Annotated in this window: 17 protein-coding genes; 9 read left to right on the plus strand and 8 right to left on the minus strand. The window is 68.6% G+C overall.

Annotation, left to right across the window (positions count from 1 at the left end; genetic code table 11):
* Positions 1 to 60: 60 nt before the first annotated feature.
* Positions 61 to 561: a cupin domain-containing protein gene (locus tag NQK81_RS18670; RefSeq protein WP_257489174.1), complete on the plus strand. Its 501-nt coding sequence runs from the start codon at positions 61 to 63 to the stop codon at positions 559 to 561.
* Here NQK81_RS18670 and NQK81_RS18675 read toward each other — a convergent pair.
* Both NQK81_RS18675 and NQK81_RS18680 read right to left on the minus strand, forming a co-directional pair.
* Positions 555 to 1,445: a hypothetical protein gene (locus NQK81_RS18675; protein ID WP_257489175.1), complete on the minus strand. Its 891-nt coding sequence runs from the start codon at positions 1,443 to 1,445 to the stop codon at positions 555 to 557. The genes NQK81_RS18670 and NQK81_RS18675 overlap by 7 nt on opposite strands.
* Before the next feature lie 11 nt (positions 1,446 to 1,456).
* Positions 1,457 to 2,263, minus strand: coding sequence for an exodeoxyribonuclease III (locus tag NQK81_RS18680; protein WP_126735288.1), 807 nt, complete (start codon positions 2,261 to 2,263; stop codon positions 1,457 to 1,459).
* 45 nt (positions 2,264 to 2,308) lie between these two features.
* On the opposite strand from NQK81_RS18680, the gene NQK81_RS18685 reads away from it, so the two are divergent.
* Positions 2,309 to 3,088 (plus strand): MBL fold metallo-hydrolase, encoded by a 780-nt coding sequence (locus NQK81_RS18685; protein WP_257489176.1) that lies wholly within the window; start codon positions 2,309 to 2,311, stop codon positions 3,086 to 3,088.
* 106 nt (positions 3,089 to 3,194) lie between these two features.
* Here NQK81_RS18685 and NQK81_RS18690 read toward each other — a convergent pair whose 3' ends face one another.
* Positions 3,195 to 3,500 carry an SH3 domain-containing protein gene (locus tag NQK81_RS18690; RefSeq protein ID WP_257489177.1) on the minus strand — a complete coding sequence of 102 codons (306 nt, stop codon included), beginning with the start codon at positions 3,498 to 3,500 and terminating at the stop codon, positions 3,195 to 3,197.
* A gap of 190 nt (positions 3,501 to 3,690) precedes the next feature.
* On the minus strand, positions 3,691 to 4,914 hold the full coding sequence (locus NQK81_RS18695) for an NADP-dependent isocitrate dehydrogenase (protein ID WP_007032065.1): 1,224 nt from the start codon (positions 4,912 to 4,914) through the stop codon (positions 3,691 to 3,693).
* 336 nt (positions 4,915 to 5,250) lie between these two features.
* On the opposite strand from NQK81_RS18695, the gene NQK81_RS18700 reads away from it, so the two are divergent.
* The 3 genes from NQK81_RS18700 (at position 5,251) to NQK81_RS18710 (ending at position 7,357) form a co-directional block, all read left to right on the plus strand.
* Positions 5,251 to 5,664, plus strand: a complete 414-nt coding sequence (locus NQK81_RS18700) for a hypothetical protein (RefSeq protein WP_257489178.1) — start codon at positions 5,251 to 5,253, stop codon at positions 5,662 to 5,664.
* An 82-nt stretch (positions 5,665 to 5,746) separates the two neighbouring features.
* A complete protein-coding gene (locus NQK81_RS18705) occupies positions 5,747 to 6,340 on the plus strand; it encodes a hypothetical protein (RefSeq protein ID WP_257489179.1) in 594 nt (197 codons plus the stop codon).
* A 21-nt stretch (positions 6,341 to 6,361) separates the two neighbouring features.
* Positions 6,362 to 7,357 carry a DUF2203 family protein gene (locus NQK81_RS18710; protein ID WP_257489180.1) on the plus strand — a complete coding sequence of 332 codons (996 nt, stop codon included), beginning with the start codon at positions 6,362 to 6,364 and terminating at the stop codon, positions 7,355 to 7,357.
* Positions 7,358 to 7,360: 3 nt separating this feature from the next.
* Here NQK81_RS18710 and NQK81_RS18715 read toward each other — a convergent pair whose 3' ends face one another.
* Both NQK81_RS18715 and NQK81_RS18720 read right to left on the minus strand, forming a co-directional pair.
* Positions 7,361 to 8,215, minus strand: coding sequence for an alpha/beta fold hydrolase (locus NQK81_RS18715; protein WP_257489181.1), 855 nt, complete (start codon positions 8,213 to 8,215; stop codon positions 7,361 to 7,363).
* A 108-nt stretch (positions 8,216 to 8,323) separates the two neighbouring features.
* Entirely contained in the window at positions 8,324 to 8,758 is a 435-nt protein-coding gene (locus NQK81_RS18720) for an Lrp/AsnC family transcriptional regulator (protein WP_257489182.1), read from the minus strand.
* A 115-nt stretch (positions 8,759 to 8,873) separates the two neighbouring features.
* On the opposite strand from NQK81_RS18720, the gene NQK81_RS18725 reads away from it, so the two are divergent.
* Together NQK81_RS18725 and NQK81_RS18730 are read left to right on the plus strand one after the other, a co-directional pair.
* Positions 8,874 to 9,713, plus strand: a complete 840-nt coding sequence (locus NQK81_RS18725; protein ID WP_257489183.1) for an NAD-dependent epimerase/dehydratase family protein — start codon at positions 8,874 to 8,876, stop codon at positions 9,711 to 9,713.
* 5 nt (positions 9,714 to 9,718) lie between these two features.
* A complete protein-coding gene (locus NQK81_RS18730; protein WP_257489184.1) occupies positions 9,719 to 10,543 on the plus strand; it encodes an aldo/keto reductase in 825 nt (274 codons plus the stop codon).
* Here the strand turns inward: NQK81_RS18730 and NQK81_RS18735 are convergent, their stop codons facing one another.
* Complete coding sequence (locus tag NQK81_RS18735) at positions 10,544 to 11,158, minus strand: LysE/ArgO family amino acid transporter (RefSeq protein WP_257489185.1); 615 nt, start codon at positions 11,156 to 11,158, stop codon at positions 10,544 to 10,546.
* Between the two features lie 66 nt (positions 11,159 to 11,224).
* Between NQK81_RS18735 and NQK81_RS18740 the strand changes: the two genes are divergently transcribed.
* A complete protein-coding gene (locus NQK81_RS18740) occupies positions 11,225 to 12,103 on the plus strand; it encodes a LysR family transcriptional regulator ArgP (protein WP_126735312.1) in 879 nt (292 codons plus the stop codon).
* A gap of 38 nt (positions 12,104 to 12,141) precedes the next feature.
* On the plus strand, positions 12,142 to 12,729 hold the full coding sequence (locus NQK81_RS18745) for an HhH-GPD-type base excision DNA repair protein (protein WP_126735314.1): 588 nt from the start codon (positions 12,142 to 12,144) through the stop codon (positions 12,727 to 12,729).
* Here the strand turns inward: NQK81_RS18745 and NQK81_RS18750 are convergent, their stop codons facing one another.
* Positions 12,730 to 13,308, minus strand: a complete 579-nt coding sequence (locus NQK81_RS18750) for a GNAT family N-acetyltransferase (RefSeq protein ID WP_257489186.1) — start codon at positions 13,306 to 13,308, stop codon at positions 12,730 to 12,732.
* Between the last annotated feature and the right edge of the window lie 5 nt (positions 13,309 to 13,313).

The raw sequence follows: 13,313 nt of genomic DNA on the forward strand, positions 1-13,313 counted from the left end.
CAGTCTATTCGACGGGAGATAGTTTGACAGCGAACTATCAGCGGTGGAACCATCTCGGGCATGACCCAGCGCATCGAAACCCGTGAACCCGTCCTCGTCCGCGCCGCGGAAGCCGAGACCGTCGGCGCGGCCCGCACCCTTGTCACGCTGCTCGCCGACGTCTCGACCACAGGCGGAGCCCTGAGCAGCGCGCGAACACGGTTAGGCGTCGGCGCGGATGGAGCGGCGCCGCACTACCACACCGGCTCCTCCGAGATGTTCTTCATGCTCGGCGGGAAGCTGGAAGTCCTTGTGGGAGAAGAGATCGTCACTGTTTCCGAAGGCGACATGCTGGTCGTCCCGCCACTTACCACGCACGCTTTCCGCGCGGCGGTCGACTCGGCGGCGGACGTCCTCATCGTGTTCGTCCCCGGCGTGGAACGGTTCGGCTACTTCCGCCTGCTGGAGAAGGTCGGGCATGGCGAGGCGACCGTCCAGGATCTCTTGGACAGCCAGGAAAAGTTCGACAACCACTTCGTCGAGAGTCCGGTGTGGACGGAGAGTGCGAAGTCCCGTCAGTAACCGCGCGGCGGGTACCCCGGCGGCGGATATCCCTGGGGCGGGTACCCGGGCTGCGGGTACTGCGGTGGTGGGTACTGCTGCGGCGGATATTGCGGCGGCGGATACCCCTGATGCTGCGGCGGATACGGCTGCTGTCCGTACTGCGGCGGAGGCGGGTATTGCTGCGGATAGCCGGGGTTCTGCGGCGGGTACGGCTGGTTCGGGTACTGGGGTTGCTGCGGAGGTGGCGGCGCGGCAGGCTGGCCGCCGCCGAGGTGGAACGGCAACAGCGACACCAGCTGCGCGAGTCGCCCCAACGTCGAGAGAACGTCATCCGGCTTGGTCCGGCCGAAGGTCGGATTCTCGACGTAGACCAGTTCCGCGCCCACCAGCGACCAGGTGTGCAGCTTCAACGACCGCATGGTGGCGGCGACCTGCGGCGTGAGCACGCCGATCGCGACGTTCGGGTCGGTGTCGATCAGCTTGTACCAGCGGTTGAACTTCCGGTCCGCGGTGGCGGGCTCCGGGTACTGCTCGACGTCCCAGGCGGATTCGATGCTCGACACGATCTGAAAGTTCGGCATCGGGGCGGGCAGGGTGACTACCCAGACCGTGTCGATGGAGATCGTGTCGAGCTCGTTGACCTTCTTGTTGGTCCACCGCGTGTGCACGCTCGTGACCGTCGGGCGGCGGTGGTAGTCGAAAACGCTGAACCGCAGCCCTTGGTACGCGCCACTCAGCGCGCCGAACGCCATCCGCTTGTCACCGCGCTGGTTGAACGGCAGCACCGTCCACCGTTCCAGCATGTTCGGTGCGTCCGGGCTGAACTCCCACCCGTACTGGCCGGACATCGCGTAGCGCTCGGCGTTCGTCGCCTCGATACGCCTGGCTTCGTTCGTCTCCATGACCGGCCGGGCTATTCGGAGTACGTCGCCGTCACCGGCGCGTGGTCGGACCAGCGCCGGTCGTAGGACTCGGCGCGCTCGACCACGACGGAAGTGCACCGCTCGGCCAGGCCGGGGGTAGCGATCTGGCAGTCGATACGCCAGCCGGTGTCGTTGTCGAACGCCTTCCCGCGGTACGACCACCAGGTGTACGGGCCGGGACCTTCCGGGTCGAGCTTGCGCTGCACGTCGACGTAGCCGGCCTCGCTGAACACGCGGCCGAGCCACTCCCGCTCCTCCGGCAGGAAGCCCGAGCTCTTCTGGTTTCCGCGCCAGTTCTTCAGGTCGATCTTGTCGTAGGCGATGTTCCAGTCGCCCACGACTACGACCTCGCGGCCGCCGGCCTCGGCCTTGGCGCGCAGGTCGACGAGGTACGGCAGGAACGCCGCCATGAAGCGCTCCTTTTCGTCCTGGCGTGGGGTCCCGACGTCACCGCTGGGCAGGTACAGGCTCGCGACCACGACGTTCGGCAGGTGGATCTCGGCGTAGCGGCCGCTGTCCTCGAATTCGGGCTCGCCGAAGCCGATGCGGACCTCTTCCGGCTCCGCCCGGCTGAACAGCATGACGCCGTTGCGCCCCTTCTGCGCCGACGGCGCGTGCACCACGTGCCAGCCTTCGGGCGCGGCGGCACCGGCCGGCAGCTCCTTGAGCTCGGCCCGGACCTCCTGGCAGGCGACGACATCGGCCTTCGTCGAGCCCAGCCACTCGACGAAGCCCTTTTTCGCGGCGGCACGGAGGCCGTTGACATTCACAGTGGAGACGGTCAGCACCCTTCGCACGCTACCCGGGGGGTCCGACAGAATCGGCACTGGGAGACTGCGCGCATGAGCGAGCTGACCGTGCTGGGCAGCTGCGGCGCCTGGCCGGAACCCGGCCGGGCCTGCGCCGGCTTCCTCCTGGTCCATGAGGGTTTCAAGGTCGTGCTCGACCTCGGCTACGGCGCCGCGTCACGGCTGTTCGAACACTGCCCGGGCGGCCGGGTCGACGCGGTGGTGGTGACGCACGAGCATCCCGATCATTGCGCCGATGTGAGCGCGCTCGGCCGGGCTCGCGCTTACGGGCTGCCGGACGAGCCGAGGATCCCGCTGCACTGCACTCCGGGAACGGTGCGCCGGCTCGAAGCGCTCGAGCCGCGGCCGCATCCGACGACGATCTTCGACGTGCGCGAACTCGGTCCGCCGCGTGAGGTCGGGCCGTTCCGGATGACCACGTTCCTGCTTCCGCACCATGTGCCGAACTACGGCGTCCGCCTGACCGCGTCTGGGCTCACCGTCGCGTACACCGGTGACAGCGGACCCAGTCCGATCCTCGCGGAACTGGCGCGCGACGCCGACCTCGTCATCGCCGACGCCACGCTTCAGGGCCCGTCGCCCGACGAGACGCCGCGTCTGGTGTCGACGGCGGGCGAGGCCGGGTACTGGGCCGAGCGCGGCGGCGCCCGGCGGCTGCTGCTGACCCACTTCTGGCCCGGTTCCGACCGCGCGATCTCGGTGGCCGAGGCGCGGGAGGAGTTCAGCGGGGAGGTGCTGGCGGCCGAGGAGGGCGCCCACCTGCGTTTAGCCCCTAATCGCGATCCGCAGGCGCACTTGCGTTTAGCGGGCTAAACGCGATCCCGCAGGTCAGAGCACCCCACCTGCGTTTCGCGGGCTAAACGCGATCCCCCAGGTCAGAGGCCACTTGCGTTTCGCGGGCTAAACGCGAAACCGCAGGTCAAGGGCCACATTTCGCGCCGTCCACCGGGGGCGCGAACTCGACCGAGACCCACTTGCCCTCGGCGATCTTGCGGAAGCCGTTCTCGACCACCGGCTGCGCGTCGATCTTCGTGTCCTTGACGTACTTGCCGACGATCTTCTGCCCGCCGGGCGCGTCGCGCGCGTTGAGCACGTCGGCGGTCACGACGACCTGGCAACCGGTCGGGCTCGACGCGCTCGACTCCCTGTCCTGTCCCGAGATGGCGACGACGACGATCAGCGCCAGTCCGCCGCCGATGAACAACATCGGTTTCGAGATGGCCATGGTGGTCACTCCTCGAACAAGGGAATCGTTTTCCGTCCGGTCCAGAGTGGCAGAAGCCGGGGCGGCCGCCCAGATCCCGGATTGCCAACCACCCGGAGGCGCCAACCGGACGGCCTTCGTACTACCGACCGTCACAACGCGAAAGGCCCCCTTCCACAAGAGGAAGGGGGCCTTCAGGCGCTTAAGCGACTCAGCCCTGGGCGATCTTCTTGGCCAGGTTCGTGTCCAGCGTCGCGAGGAACTCCTCGGTGGTCTGGAACGGCTGGTCCTTGCCCACGAGCAGGGCGAGGTCCTTGGTCATCTTGCCGCTCTCGACGGTCTCGATGACGACCTGCTCCAGCTTGTTCGCGAAGCCGATCAGCTCCGGGTTCGAGTCCAGCTTGCCGCGGTGCTCGAGGCCACGGGTCCACGCGTAGATGGACGCGATCGGGTTGGTCGAGGTCGGCTTGCCCTGCTGGTGCTGGCGGTAGTGCCGGGTCACCGTGCCGTGCGCGGCCTCGGCCTCGACGGTCTTGCCGTCCGGGGTGCGCAGCACCGAGGTCATCAGGCCCAGCGAGCCGAACCCCTGCGCGACCGTGTCGGACTGCACGTCACCGTCGTAGTTCTTGCACGCCCAGACGTAGCCGCCCTCCCACTTGAGCGCCGCGGCGACCATGTCGTCGATGAGGCGGTGCTCGTAGGTGATGCCCTTGGCGTCGAAGTCGGTCTTGAACTCCGCGTCGAAGATCTCCTGGAATACGTCCTTGAACATGCCGTCGTAGGCCTTGAGGATCGTGTTCTTGGTCGACAGGTAGACCGGCATCTCGCGGTCCAGGCCGTACTGCAGCGAGGCGCGCGCGAAGTCCTCGATGGACTTGCGGTAGTTGTACATACCGATGGCGACGCCGCCGCCCTCGGGGTACTGCGCGACCTCGAACTCCATCGGCTGCGAGCCGTCGGCCGGGGTGTAGGTCAGCGTCAGGGTGCCCGGGCCGGGGACCTTGAAGTCGGTGGCCTTGTACTGGTCACCGTGGGCGTGACGGCCGATGATGATCGGCTTCGTCCAGCCGGGGACCAGCCGCGGGATGTTGTTGATGATGATCGGCTCGCGGAAGACGACGCCGCCGAGGATGTTGCGGATGGTGCCGTTCGGGCTCCGCCACATCTTCTTCAGGCCGAATTCCTCGACCCGCGCCTCGTCCGGCGTGATCGTGGCGCACTTGACGCCGACGCCGTGCTTCTTGATCGCGTTGGCCGAGTCGATGGTGATCTGGTCGTCGGTGCGGTCCCGCTCCTCGATGCCCAGGTCGTAGTACTCGAGGTTGAGGTCCAGGTAGGGGTGGACCAGCTTGTCCTTGATGAACTGCCAAATGATGCGGGTCATCTCATCGCCGTCGAGCTCGACGACGGTGCCCTGGACCTTGATCTTGGCCATGAGCAGCGGTGCTCCTTCCGCGGATCTTCGCGTTCTACTTCAGTCTCTCCGGTAGCGGTACAAGCGTACTGCTTAACGGTGCTGGATGGTTCCAGTAGTGGTCGGTATCAAGTCTCCACGAGGCGGATGTGTCCGACGTCACCCGGTCGCACGACGGCCATCCGGCCGTCACGGGAACGACGGCGACCGCGTCATCATCGAACAACACTCCTCCGCCGGCCCACCGGAAAGGGCGATCCCATGTCGACCAACCCCTACGCCGTGCCTCCGTACGAGCAGCCTCAGGCACCGGAGCCCTACGCCCAGCCTAGGCAAAACGGGCGCGCGGTGCCCCGGGTGATCAGCGGGCTGGGCGGTGTCCTGCTCACGCCGGTCGCGCTCGGCCTGACCATCTACGGCGGCTCACTGCTCCAGCGGGGATTCTCGCGCTCCTTGTCCATCACCGAGGATCCGCTCGGCATCGTCCTCCTGTTCCTGGGCGGCCTGCTCTTGCTCGGCGTCGCGTTCCTCGGGGCGCTGTCCGGACTCGGGCCGGTGCTGGGCGGACTGGTGTGGGGTGTGCTGCCAGGCGTGGCGTTCCTCCTGAGCCCGCGCGACGTCATGAGCCTCATCTACGACGTCGGCGGCAGCGGCCTCGGCGTCGGCCTGGTGACCTGGCTGGTGATGGGCGCGCTGGTCGGGAGCGGTTTCCTGCTCATCGGGGCCGGCCTGGTCGGCACCCTCTCGCGGCGCCGCTCAAATCGCGTTTAGCGGGCTAAACGCGATCCGCGGTGATCGAAGTGAACCGGAGGGGGCTCGCGTCCGTAGTCCGGGGCAGGGAGGTGACCCGCCGATGTCATCGCACCGGTACGCCGCGGAGTACGACGACGAGGACTACCAGGAGTACGGGGAGTACGAGCAACCCGAAAACCCGCGAGATCCGCGAAGGCCGTACGAGGACGTCGAGTCGTACGAACCGTACGAGCCCTTCGACGACGACCTGAGCCCCGAAGACACGCGCGCCGGCCGAGGCGTGCGTCGCGTCCTCAGCGGTGCTGGTGGACTCATCCTGACGCCGGTCGCCCTCGGCCTGCTGGCCTGGGGCGGCTTGCGGCAGCAGATGCTCGTCCAGGCGACGCTCAGCACCCAGCGTGACGTCCTCAGCATCGGCCTCCTCGTCGGCGGCGGGATCCTGCTGCTGTCGGTCGGGCTGCTCGGCGCGCTCTCGGCGACCGGCCCGATCCTCGGCGGCCTGGTCTGGGGTGTCGCCCCCGGCGTGGCGACGATCGCGGTCCCGGAATGGGGCTTCCGGCTGGTGAAGTACCTGCCGCAGAACGACGTCACCTACGGCGTCACGAGCTGGCTGTTCATCGGCGGGCTGCTCGCGACGGGTTTCCTCCTGATCGGAGCGGGCCTCGCGTCGAGACTCGCCCGGCGGCGCCGTTGAGCGTGCTGGGACCATCGGCGCATGGGTCTGTTCACCGTTCCCGAAGCCCGCGCCGAGCTCGCCCGGCTACGCCCCGTGCTCGACGAGTTGATCCGCCTCCGCGCCGACGCGGCCGAGCTCGCCGCGTCCCTGCGCCCCGGCGGCCGCGAGACCTCGCTCGGCGGGATGCCGGAATGGAAGGCCGCGCAGGCCCGGCTGGACGACCTGATGACCACCGTCCAGCGGACGGGCGCGGAGCTGAAGGGATTCGCCCCGCTCCTGATCGACTTCCCCGCTGAGCTCGACGGCGTCGACGTCCTGCTCTGCTGGCTCGAAGGTGATCCGGAACTGGCCTGGTACCACCGCACCGACCTCGGTTTCGCCGGACGCCGCCGCCTCCCGGATAGGGTCGCCGTCGTGAGCGAAGAGATCGCGGCCGGGCTGTTCGACGGCATCGCCGCGCGCTACGACGAAGACACCTTTCACGGCCTGGTCGCCGACGCGCTCGTCGACGGCCTCGGCTGCACGGCGCCCGAGCGCGTTCTCGACGTCGCGACCGGGACCGGGGTGGCCGCGTACGCCGCCCTGCGGCTGGACCCGGGCGAAGTGCTCGCGATCGACATCTCGCCGGGCATGATCGCCCAGGCCGAGACAAAGGCGGCGGAGCACGATCCCGGCAAGCGCATCACCTGGCAGGTCGCTTCCGCGGTTCCGTCGCCGGTGGAGGACGAGGGAGCGGACGCCGTGCTGTGCGCGTCTTCGCTGCACTTCCTCGGCGCGGCCGCGCTCCGCGACTGGCTGCGGGCGCTGCGCCCGGGCGGCAGGGTGGGCTTCAGCCTGCCGCTCGCGTCGGCGTTCCGGCCGTCGGAGGCGTTCGCCGCCATCGTCCCCACCGACCTGAAGCTGCCGGAGACCGAGGACGACGCGGCGGAACTGGCCTCCGAAGCCGGCTTCACCGAGGTGACCGTGAAACGTCTCGACGTCGAGACCGAGGATCGGGTCCGGTCGGTGTTCGTGGTGCACGCGACCAGGCCCTGATCCTTACAGCGGCGCGAAGAACGGCACGCACTTCGGCGCGGGAGCGTTCTCCGGATCGAGCGCCTTGAGGATCAGGCTCGTCACGTTCGGGTCGATCGCCTGGCTCAGATGCCCGGAAACGTCGGCGCCGCAACGGTCCTGCAGCACGATGTCGGTCGCGCCCGGCTCGTCCAGCACACCGCTGGTGTACGGCGTGACCACTCGATCGTGGCGGCTGACGATGCTCGTGTAGGTCGGCCCCGGCACGGTCACGCCGTTGCGGGCGAGGTCGTCGAGGAACGCCGACGGCGCCAGGTATTCGCGGCACGCCCCGCACACGCCGTCGGCGAGGAGATCGATCCCTGGCAGCGACAGCACGGCCCTGGCCAGCTCGGAATAGCCGTTGAGCGTCGTGCCCTTGAAGTTCGAGCCGAAGCCGACGAAATGCTTCACCTTCTCCGCGCCTCCCTCGAATTTGAGGTAGTACGCGGGCATCGTCGTGCCCTCGGAATGCCCGACGATGTCGACCTTGTCCGCGCCGGTGCTCGCTCGCACCCGGTCGACGAACGCGCCGAGTTCGACGGCGCTCTTCCGCATCGAGGCGAGCCCGCCGAACAACTGTCCACCCAGGACGGTGGCGCCGTAGGTCAGCGAATAGACGCAGTACCCGGCGTCCTTGAGCTTCGGCGCGTGGTGGAACCAGTTGGTCGTCGCGTTCCCGCCGAGGCCGTGCACCAGCACCACGGGCTCGGGATGGCTCGCACTCGGCCGGCACGACCAGTCGTTCCAGCCGCTGGACGGCGCCGCGTTCGCCGCCGCCGGGACGGCGATCGTGAACGTCAAGGCCGCGATCAGCGTGGTGAGGATCCGAGCCCGCATACCCGCCTCCGGTTACTCGTCAGTATGGGATGCGAGTCATCATGCGTCACAAACCGACGACCTGAACCAGGAGAAAGACCAGACTTACCCGCCAGTTCTTATGACTGATCACAAAGGCAGCAGGACTCGGCGTTCGATCGGGCTGGACATGACGATCGACGTCGTCGTGGCGCCCAGCACGGAAAGGTCCTCCAGTAGCTCTTCCAGGTGACTGGTGTCGCGCACGGCGATCTTCAGGATCCAGCAGTCCTCGCCCACCACGTGGTGGAGTTCGAGGATCTCCGGCCGGTCCATGATCTTCCGCGTCCGCGGATGCCGGACGGTGAACCCGCTGTGCGGCGCCATCCGCACGAACGCCCGCAGCCCCAGGCCGATCCCGGTCGGCGAAACCAGCGCCGCGTAGCCGGTGATCGTGCCGTCGGCTTCGAGCCGTTTGACGCGCTCGCCGACCGCGGCGGGGCTCAGCGAAACACGTCGCCCGAGCTCACTCAGGGTGATCCGGCCTTCCTCCTGGAGGAGTTCGAGGAGTCGCCGGTCGATCACGTCCAGTGAACTTTCAGCGAAACTCCGATTCGACCGAGATTCTTTCAGCGATTCCGCCGTTTCACCCATGTTCTCCCCTTCAACCACCCGGATGGCCACCGTAACACTGGTGGACATGAAGAAAGTGCTCGTTCTCGGCGGAAGCCGGTACTTCGGCCGCGGGGTGGTCGAGCGGCTGCGTGACGCCGGCGCGGACGTCACCGTCCTCAACCGCGGGTCCGCGCCTGCTCCGGACGGCGTCGCCCACCTGATAGCGGACCGCGACGACGAAGCCGGACTGAAGGCCGCGCTGGGTTCCCGCTCCTTCGACGTCGTCCTCGACCAGGTCTGCTACACACCGGTCCAGGCGGAGATCGCGAGCCGCGTGTTCCGCGCGGACCGCTACGTGATGACGTCCACGATCGAGGTCTACGACCAGGTCCGGACGGAGACGCCGATGACCGAATCGCTGGTCTCCCCCGTGCCGGTCGACCTCGGGGCGGCTTCGTACGACTACGGCGAAGGCAAGCGACAGGCCGAGACGGTCTTCGCGGCGGCGGACACGCCGTTCGCTTCGGTGCGCGTCGCGCACGTCCTCGGCGGCGAGGATTTCACCGGGCGGCTGCGCCATTACGTCGAACGGCTGGACGCGGGGGACGCCGTGGACGTCCACGCGGAACCGCGGCCGTCGACGTTCATCCACGCGAGTGAGATCGCGGACTTCCTGACCTGGGCGACGCTCGCGGACTTCACCGGGCCGGTCAACGCCGGCTCGCACGGCGAACTGTCGGTGCTCGATCTCGCCGCCGCCATCAGCACGAAGCCCCGGTTCCGGGCCGTCGAGCGGGACGCCTCACCGTTCTCCTTCGACCGGTACGCAGTCCTGGACACCTCGCGAGCGACCGGCCTCGGCTTCTCCTTCTCCACCACCACCGATTGGCTCGGCGAAGCCATCGAAGACGTCAGAAAGGCTTGACCCCCATGCGTTACCGCAGCATCGGAGACGTCGAAGTGAGCGCGATCGGCCTGGGCGCGATGCCCCTGTCGATCGAGGGCCGCCCGGATCGCGACCGCGCGATCGCCACCATCCACGCCGCGCTCGACGCCGGTGTCACGCTGATCGACACGGCCGACTCCTACCACTGGCACGCGGGCGAAATCGGGCACAACGAGGAGCTGATCGCCGCCGCGCTGGCCGTCCGCGGCGACTCGGACGGGGTGCTCGTCGCGACCAAGGGCGGTCGTGGCCGTCCCGGTGACGGTTCGTGGACCGTCACCGGAACTCCCGAGCACCTCAGGAACGCCTGCGAAGGCTCGCTGAAGCGGCTCGGCGTCGACGCCATCGGGCTCTACCAGCTGCACAAGCCCGACGCGAACGTGCCGTGGGCGGAGTCCGTCGGTGCGATCAAGGAGCTGGCCGACGAAGGCAAGATCCGCCTCGCCGGGATCTCCAACGTCTCCCGCGCGCAGATCCTCGAAGCGCGCGACATCCTCGGAGAGACCCTGGTTTCGGTGCAGAACGAGCACGCGCCCGCGCAGCTCGCGCACGAACCGGAACTGGCCCTGTGTACCGAACTCGGGCTCACGTACCTGCCGTGGGGCCCCCTTCGCGGCATCGGCGGGGAATTCCTTGCCGTGGCCGAAGAACTCGGGGTCAGCCCGCAACGGGTGTGCCTGGCCTGGCTGCTCGCGAAGTCGCCGTCGATGATCGCGATCCCCGGCTCGACGAGGCCCGCGACCATCCGCGATTCGGCGGCCGCGGCCGATCTGGTGCTCCCCGCCGAAATGCTGGCCCGCCTGCCGTGATCAGGCGCCGGCCACCAGCGCCACGCCAAGGCCGATCATCGTCGCGGCGACCAGACCGTCCAGCACCCGCCACGACGACGGCTTGCGGAAGAACCCGCTGAGCAGCCGCGCGCCGAAACCGAGCGCGAGGAACCAGATCACGCTGGCCGACACCGCGCCCACGCCGAACGCCCACCGGTCGCTGCCGTGCCCGGCCGCGATGGCGCCGAGCAGGAGGAGGGTGTCGAGGTAGACGTGCGGATTCAGCCAGGTGATGGCCAGCGTGGTCAGCACGATGCGGCGCAACGATCCGCCGGTCTCCGGGCCGCCGGTCTCCAGCTTCGACGGCTTGAACGCACGGCGGGCCGCGAGGGCGCCGTAGCAAAGCAGGAAGGCGCCGCCGATCAGCGCGACGATGGTCAGCGCTTCGGGTGACATCCCGACCAGGGCACCGACCCCGCCGACGCCGAGGCTGACCAGGATGGCGTCGGAGAAGATGCAGATCAGCACCACGACGAGCACCGCTTCGCGCCGGATGCCCTGGCGCAGCACGAAGGCGTTCTGCGCGCCGATCGCGACGATGAGGGCCATGGTGGCGCCGAACCCGGCGACCGCGCTGAACAGAACGTCTCCCATACGGACGACACTAGGAAGCGAATCGTCAACAGTACAGCTAAAGATTCTTACGTAAGATTAGCGTTCGTGATGACAGATCTGCCCCTCGACCTGGTCCGCACGCTGCTGGTGGTCGCCGACGAAGGCACCTTCGACGCGGCGGCGTCGGCACTGCACGTGACCCCGTCGGCGATCAGCCAGCGCGTCAAGGCGCTCGAACAGCGCACCGGCCGAGTCCTGCTGATCCGCACGAAACCGGTGCGCCTGACCGAATCCGGGCAGGCGGTGGTGCGGTTCGGCCGTCAGATGGCGCTGCTGGAGGCCGACACCCGGGCCGAACTCGGCCTGACCACCGGCGACGAGCCGGTCCGGCTGACGATCGCGGTGAACGCCGATTCGCTGGCGACCTGGTTCCTGCCCGCCCTCACGAGGGTGCCGCCCGAGCACAAGATCTGCTTCGAACTGCATCGCGAGGACCAGGACCACACCACGACCCTGCTGCGGGAGGGCCTGGTGATGGCCGCCGTGACGTCGTCACCCGATCCGGTCGCGGGGTGTTCGGTCCACCGGCTCGGGCACATGCGCTACCTGGCCGTCGTGAGCCCGGCACTCGGCACGGACCTCGACCTCGCCGAAGCGCCCGTCGTCGTCTTCGACCGCCGTGACGACCTGCAAGACCGCTTCGCGCGCGAGCGCGGCACGATCGCGAGCCGGCTGCGGCACTACGTCCCGTCGTCCGAAGGGTTCTTCGACGCCGTCGCGGCCGGGATGGGCTGGGGCATGGTGCCGCTCGCGCAGATCGGCGACCGGCTGCGCGACGGCAGCTTCGTCTGCCTCGACCCCGACCACCCGATCGACGTACCGCTGTTCTGGCAGCAGTGGAAACTCGACTCCCCCGCGCTGGCGGCGGTCTCGGCCGCCATCACCACGGCGGCCGCGGACCTGCTGGTCGACCCACAAGGATGAGGACGCGCGGATCGGCCCGGTCGTGAGATCCTGGGCGCATGACGCGCGCATTGCACCTGGTCGGGGACGAGGAAGCGGACCGGCTGCTCACCGAAGACCCGTTCGCGCTGCTCGTCGGGATGCTCCTCGACCAGCAGTTCCCGATGGAACACGCGTTCCGCGGCCCGCAGAAGATCGCGGACCGGATGGACGGGTTCGACATCGGGAAGATCCACGCGATGGACACCGAAACCTTCGTCGAGCTGTGCGTGATCCCGCCCGCGATCCACCGCTACGGCGCCTCGATGGCCCGCCGCGTGAAGGATCTCGCGCAGCACGTCGTCGAGGTCTATGACGGAGACGCCTCCCGGATCTGGACGGCCGGACGCCCCAAGCCGGACGGCCCCGAAGTCCTCAAACGCCTCAAGGCGCTGCCCGGCTACGGCGACCAGAAGGCCGCGATCTTCCTCGCGTTGCTCGGCAAACAGCTCGGCGTGCAGCCCAAGGGCTGGCGCGCGGCCGCTGGCGCGTACGGCGACCGCGGCTCGCGGCGTTCGATCGCCGACGTCACCAACGCGAAGACCCTCGGCGAGGTGCGCGCGTTCAAGAAGGCGGCGAAGGCCGCCGCCAAGGCTCCTGCGGAGTAACTACTTCTTCCCGGCTCCCGGCCACGGTCCCGGTGTCTCGGCGGGCAGTTCGGCCTGCCCGACCTCGGTGCGGAACAGCCGGAAGCCGCGTGCCTGGTAGTTCTTGAGCGCGGCCGGGCCGTCCGTGGTGCAGGTGTGGACCGTGACGCGCCGCGTCGGCGTCTTGCCCGGCCAGCGCTCCGCGAGCGCCCACGCCTCCCGCAACGCGACGGTCAGCAGGTACCCGCCGACGCCCTTGCCGACGAACGACGACATCAGGCCGAAGTACGCGAGTTCGACTGTGCCATCAAGACCGCCGTCAACGCTGCCGTCAAGCTCGAAATAACCGCACGGCGTCCCCTGCGCGTAGGCCACCCAGGTCTCGACCCCCGGCCTGTCCAGCCACTCGACCCACTGCGCCCACGTCCAGCCGAGCCGGTCGATCCAGAACCAGTCGCCGCCGACGGCGGTGTAGAGGTAGCGGTTCAGTTCCGGGCTGACCAGCTCGGCGCGGGTGACCGTCACCGGGACGGACGGCGGTTTCGCCGCGCTCAGCTCGTCCGGCGAGGTCTGCTCGAGGTGCCAGGTCGTGATCTCCATACGGC

The sequence above is a fragment of the Amycolatopsis roodepoortensis genome, assembly GCF_024628825.1.
Classification (GTDB): Bacteria; Actinomycetota; Actinomycetes; order Mycobacteriales; family Pseudonocardiaceae; genus Amycolatopsis; species Amycolatopsis roodepoortensis.

Bases quoted from the DNA above. Each gene is read 5' to 3' on its own strand.
- NQK81_RS18670 (WP_257489174.1), top strand. From the start codon at position 61: ATGACCCAGCGCATCGAAACCCGTGAACCCGTCCTCGTCCGCGCCGCG.
- NQK81_RS18675 (WP_257489175.1), bottom strand. From the start codon at position 1,445: ATGGAGACGAACGAAGCCAGGCGTATCGAGGCGACGAACGCCGAGCGC.
- NQK81_RS18685 (WP_257489176.1), top strand. From the start codon at position 2,309: ATGAGCGAGCTGACCGTGCTGGGCAGCTGCGGCGCCTGGCCGGAACCC.
- NQK81_RS18690 (WP_257489177.1), bottom strand. From the start codon at position 3,500: ATGGCCATCTCGAAACCGATGTTGTTCATCGGCGGCGGACTGGCGCTG.
- NQK81_RS18695 (WP_007032065.1), bottom strand. From the start codon at position 4,914: ATGGCCAAGATCAAGGTCCAGGGCACCGTCGTCGAGCTCGACGGCGAT.
- NQK81_RS18705 (WP_257489179.1), top strand. From the start codon at position 5,747: ATGTCATCGCACCGGTACGCCGCGGAGTACGACGACGAGGACTACCAG.
- NQK81_RS18710 (WP_257489180.1), top strand. From the start codon at position 6,362: ATGGGTCTGTTCACCGTTCCCGAAGCCCGCGCCGAGCTCGCCCGGCTA.
- NQK81_RS18715 (WP_257489181.1), bottom strand. From the start codon at position 8,215: ATGCGGGCTCGGATCCTCACCACGCTGATCGCGGCCTTGACGTTCACG.
- NQK81_RS18725 (WP_257489183.1), top strand. From the start codon at position 8,874: ATGAAGAAAGTGCTCGTTCTCGGCGGAAGCCGGTACTTCGGCCGCGGG.
- NQK81_RS18730 (WP_257489184.1), top strand. From the start codon at position 9,719: ATGCGTTACCGCAGCATCGGAGACGTCGAAGTGAGCGCGATCGGCCTG.
- NQK81_RS18735 (WP_257489185.1), bottom strand. From the start codon at position 11,158: ATGGGAGACGTTCTGTTCAGCGCGGTCGCCGGGTTCGGCGCCACCATG.
- NQK81_RS18745 (WP_126735314.1), top strand. From the start codon at position 12,142: ATGACGCGCGCATTGCACCTGGTCGGGGACGAGGAAGCGGACCGGCTG.
- NQK81_RS18750 (WP_257489186.1), bottom strand. From the start codon at position 13,308: ATGGAGATCACGACCTGGCACCTCGAGCAGACCTCGCCGGACGAGCTG.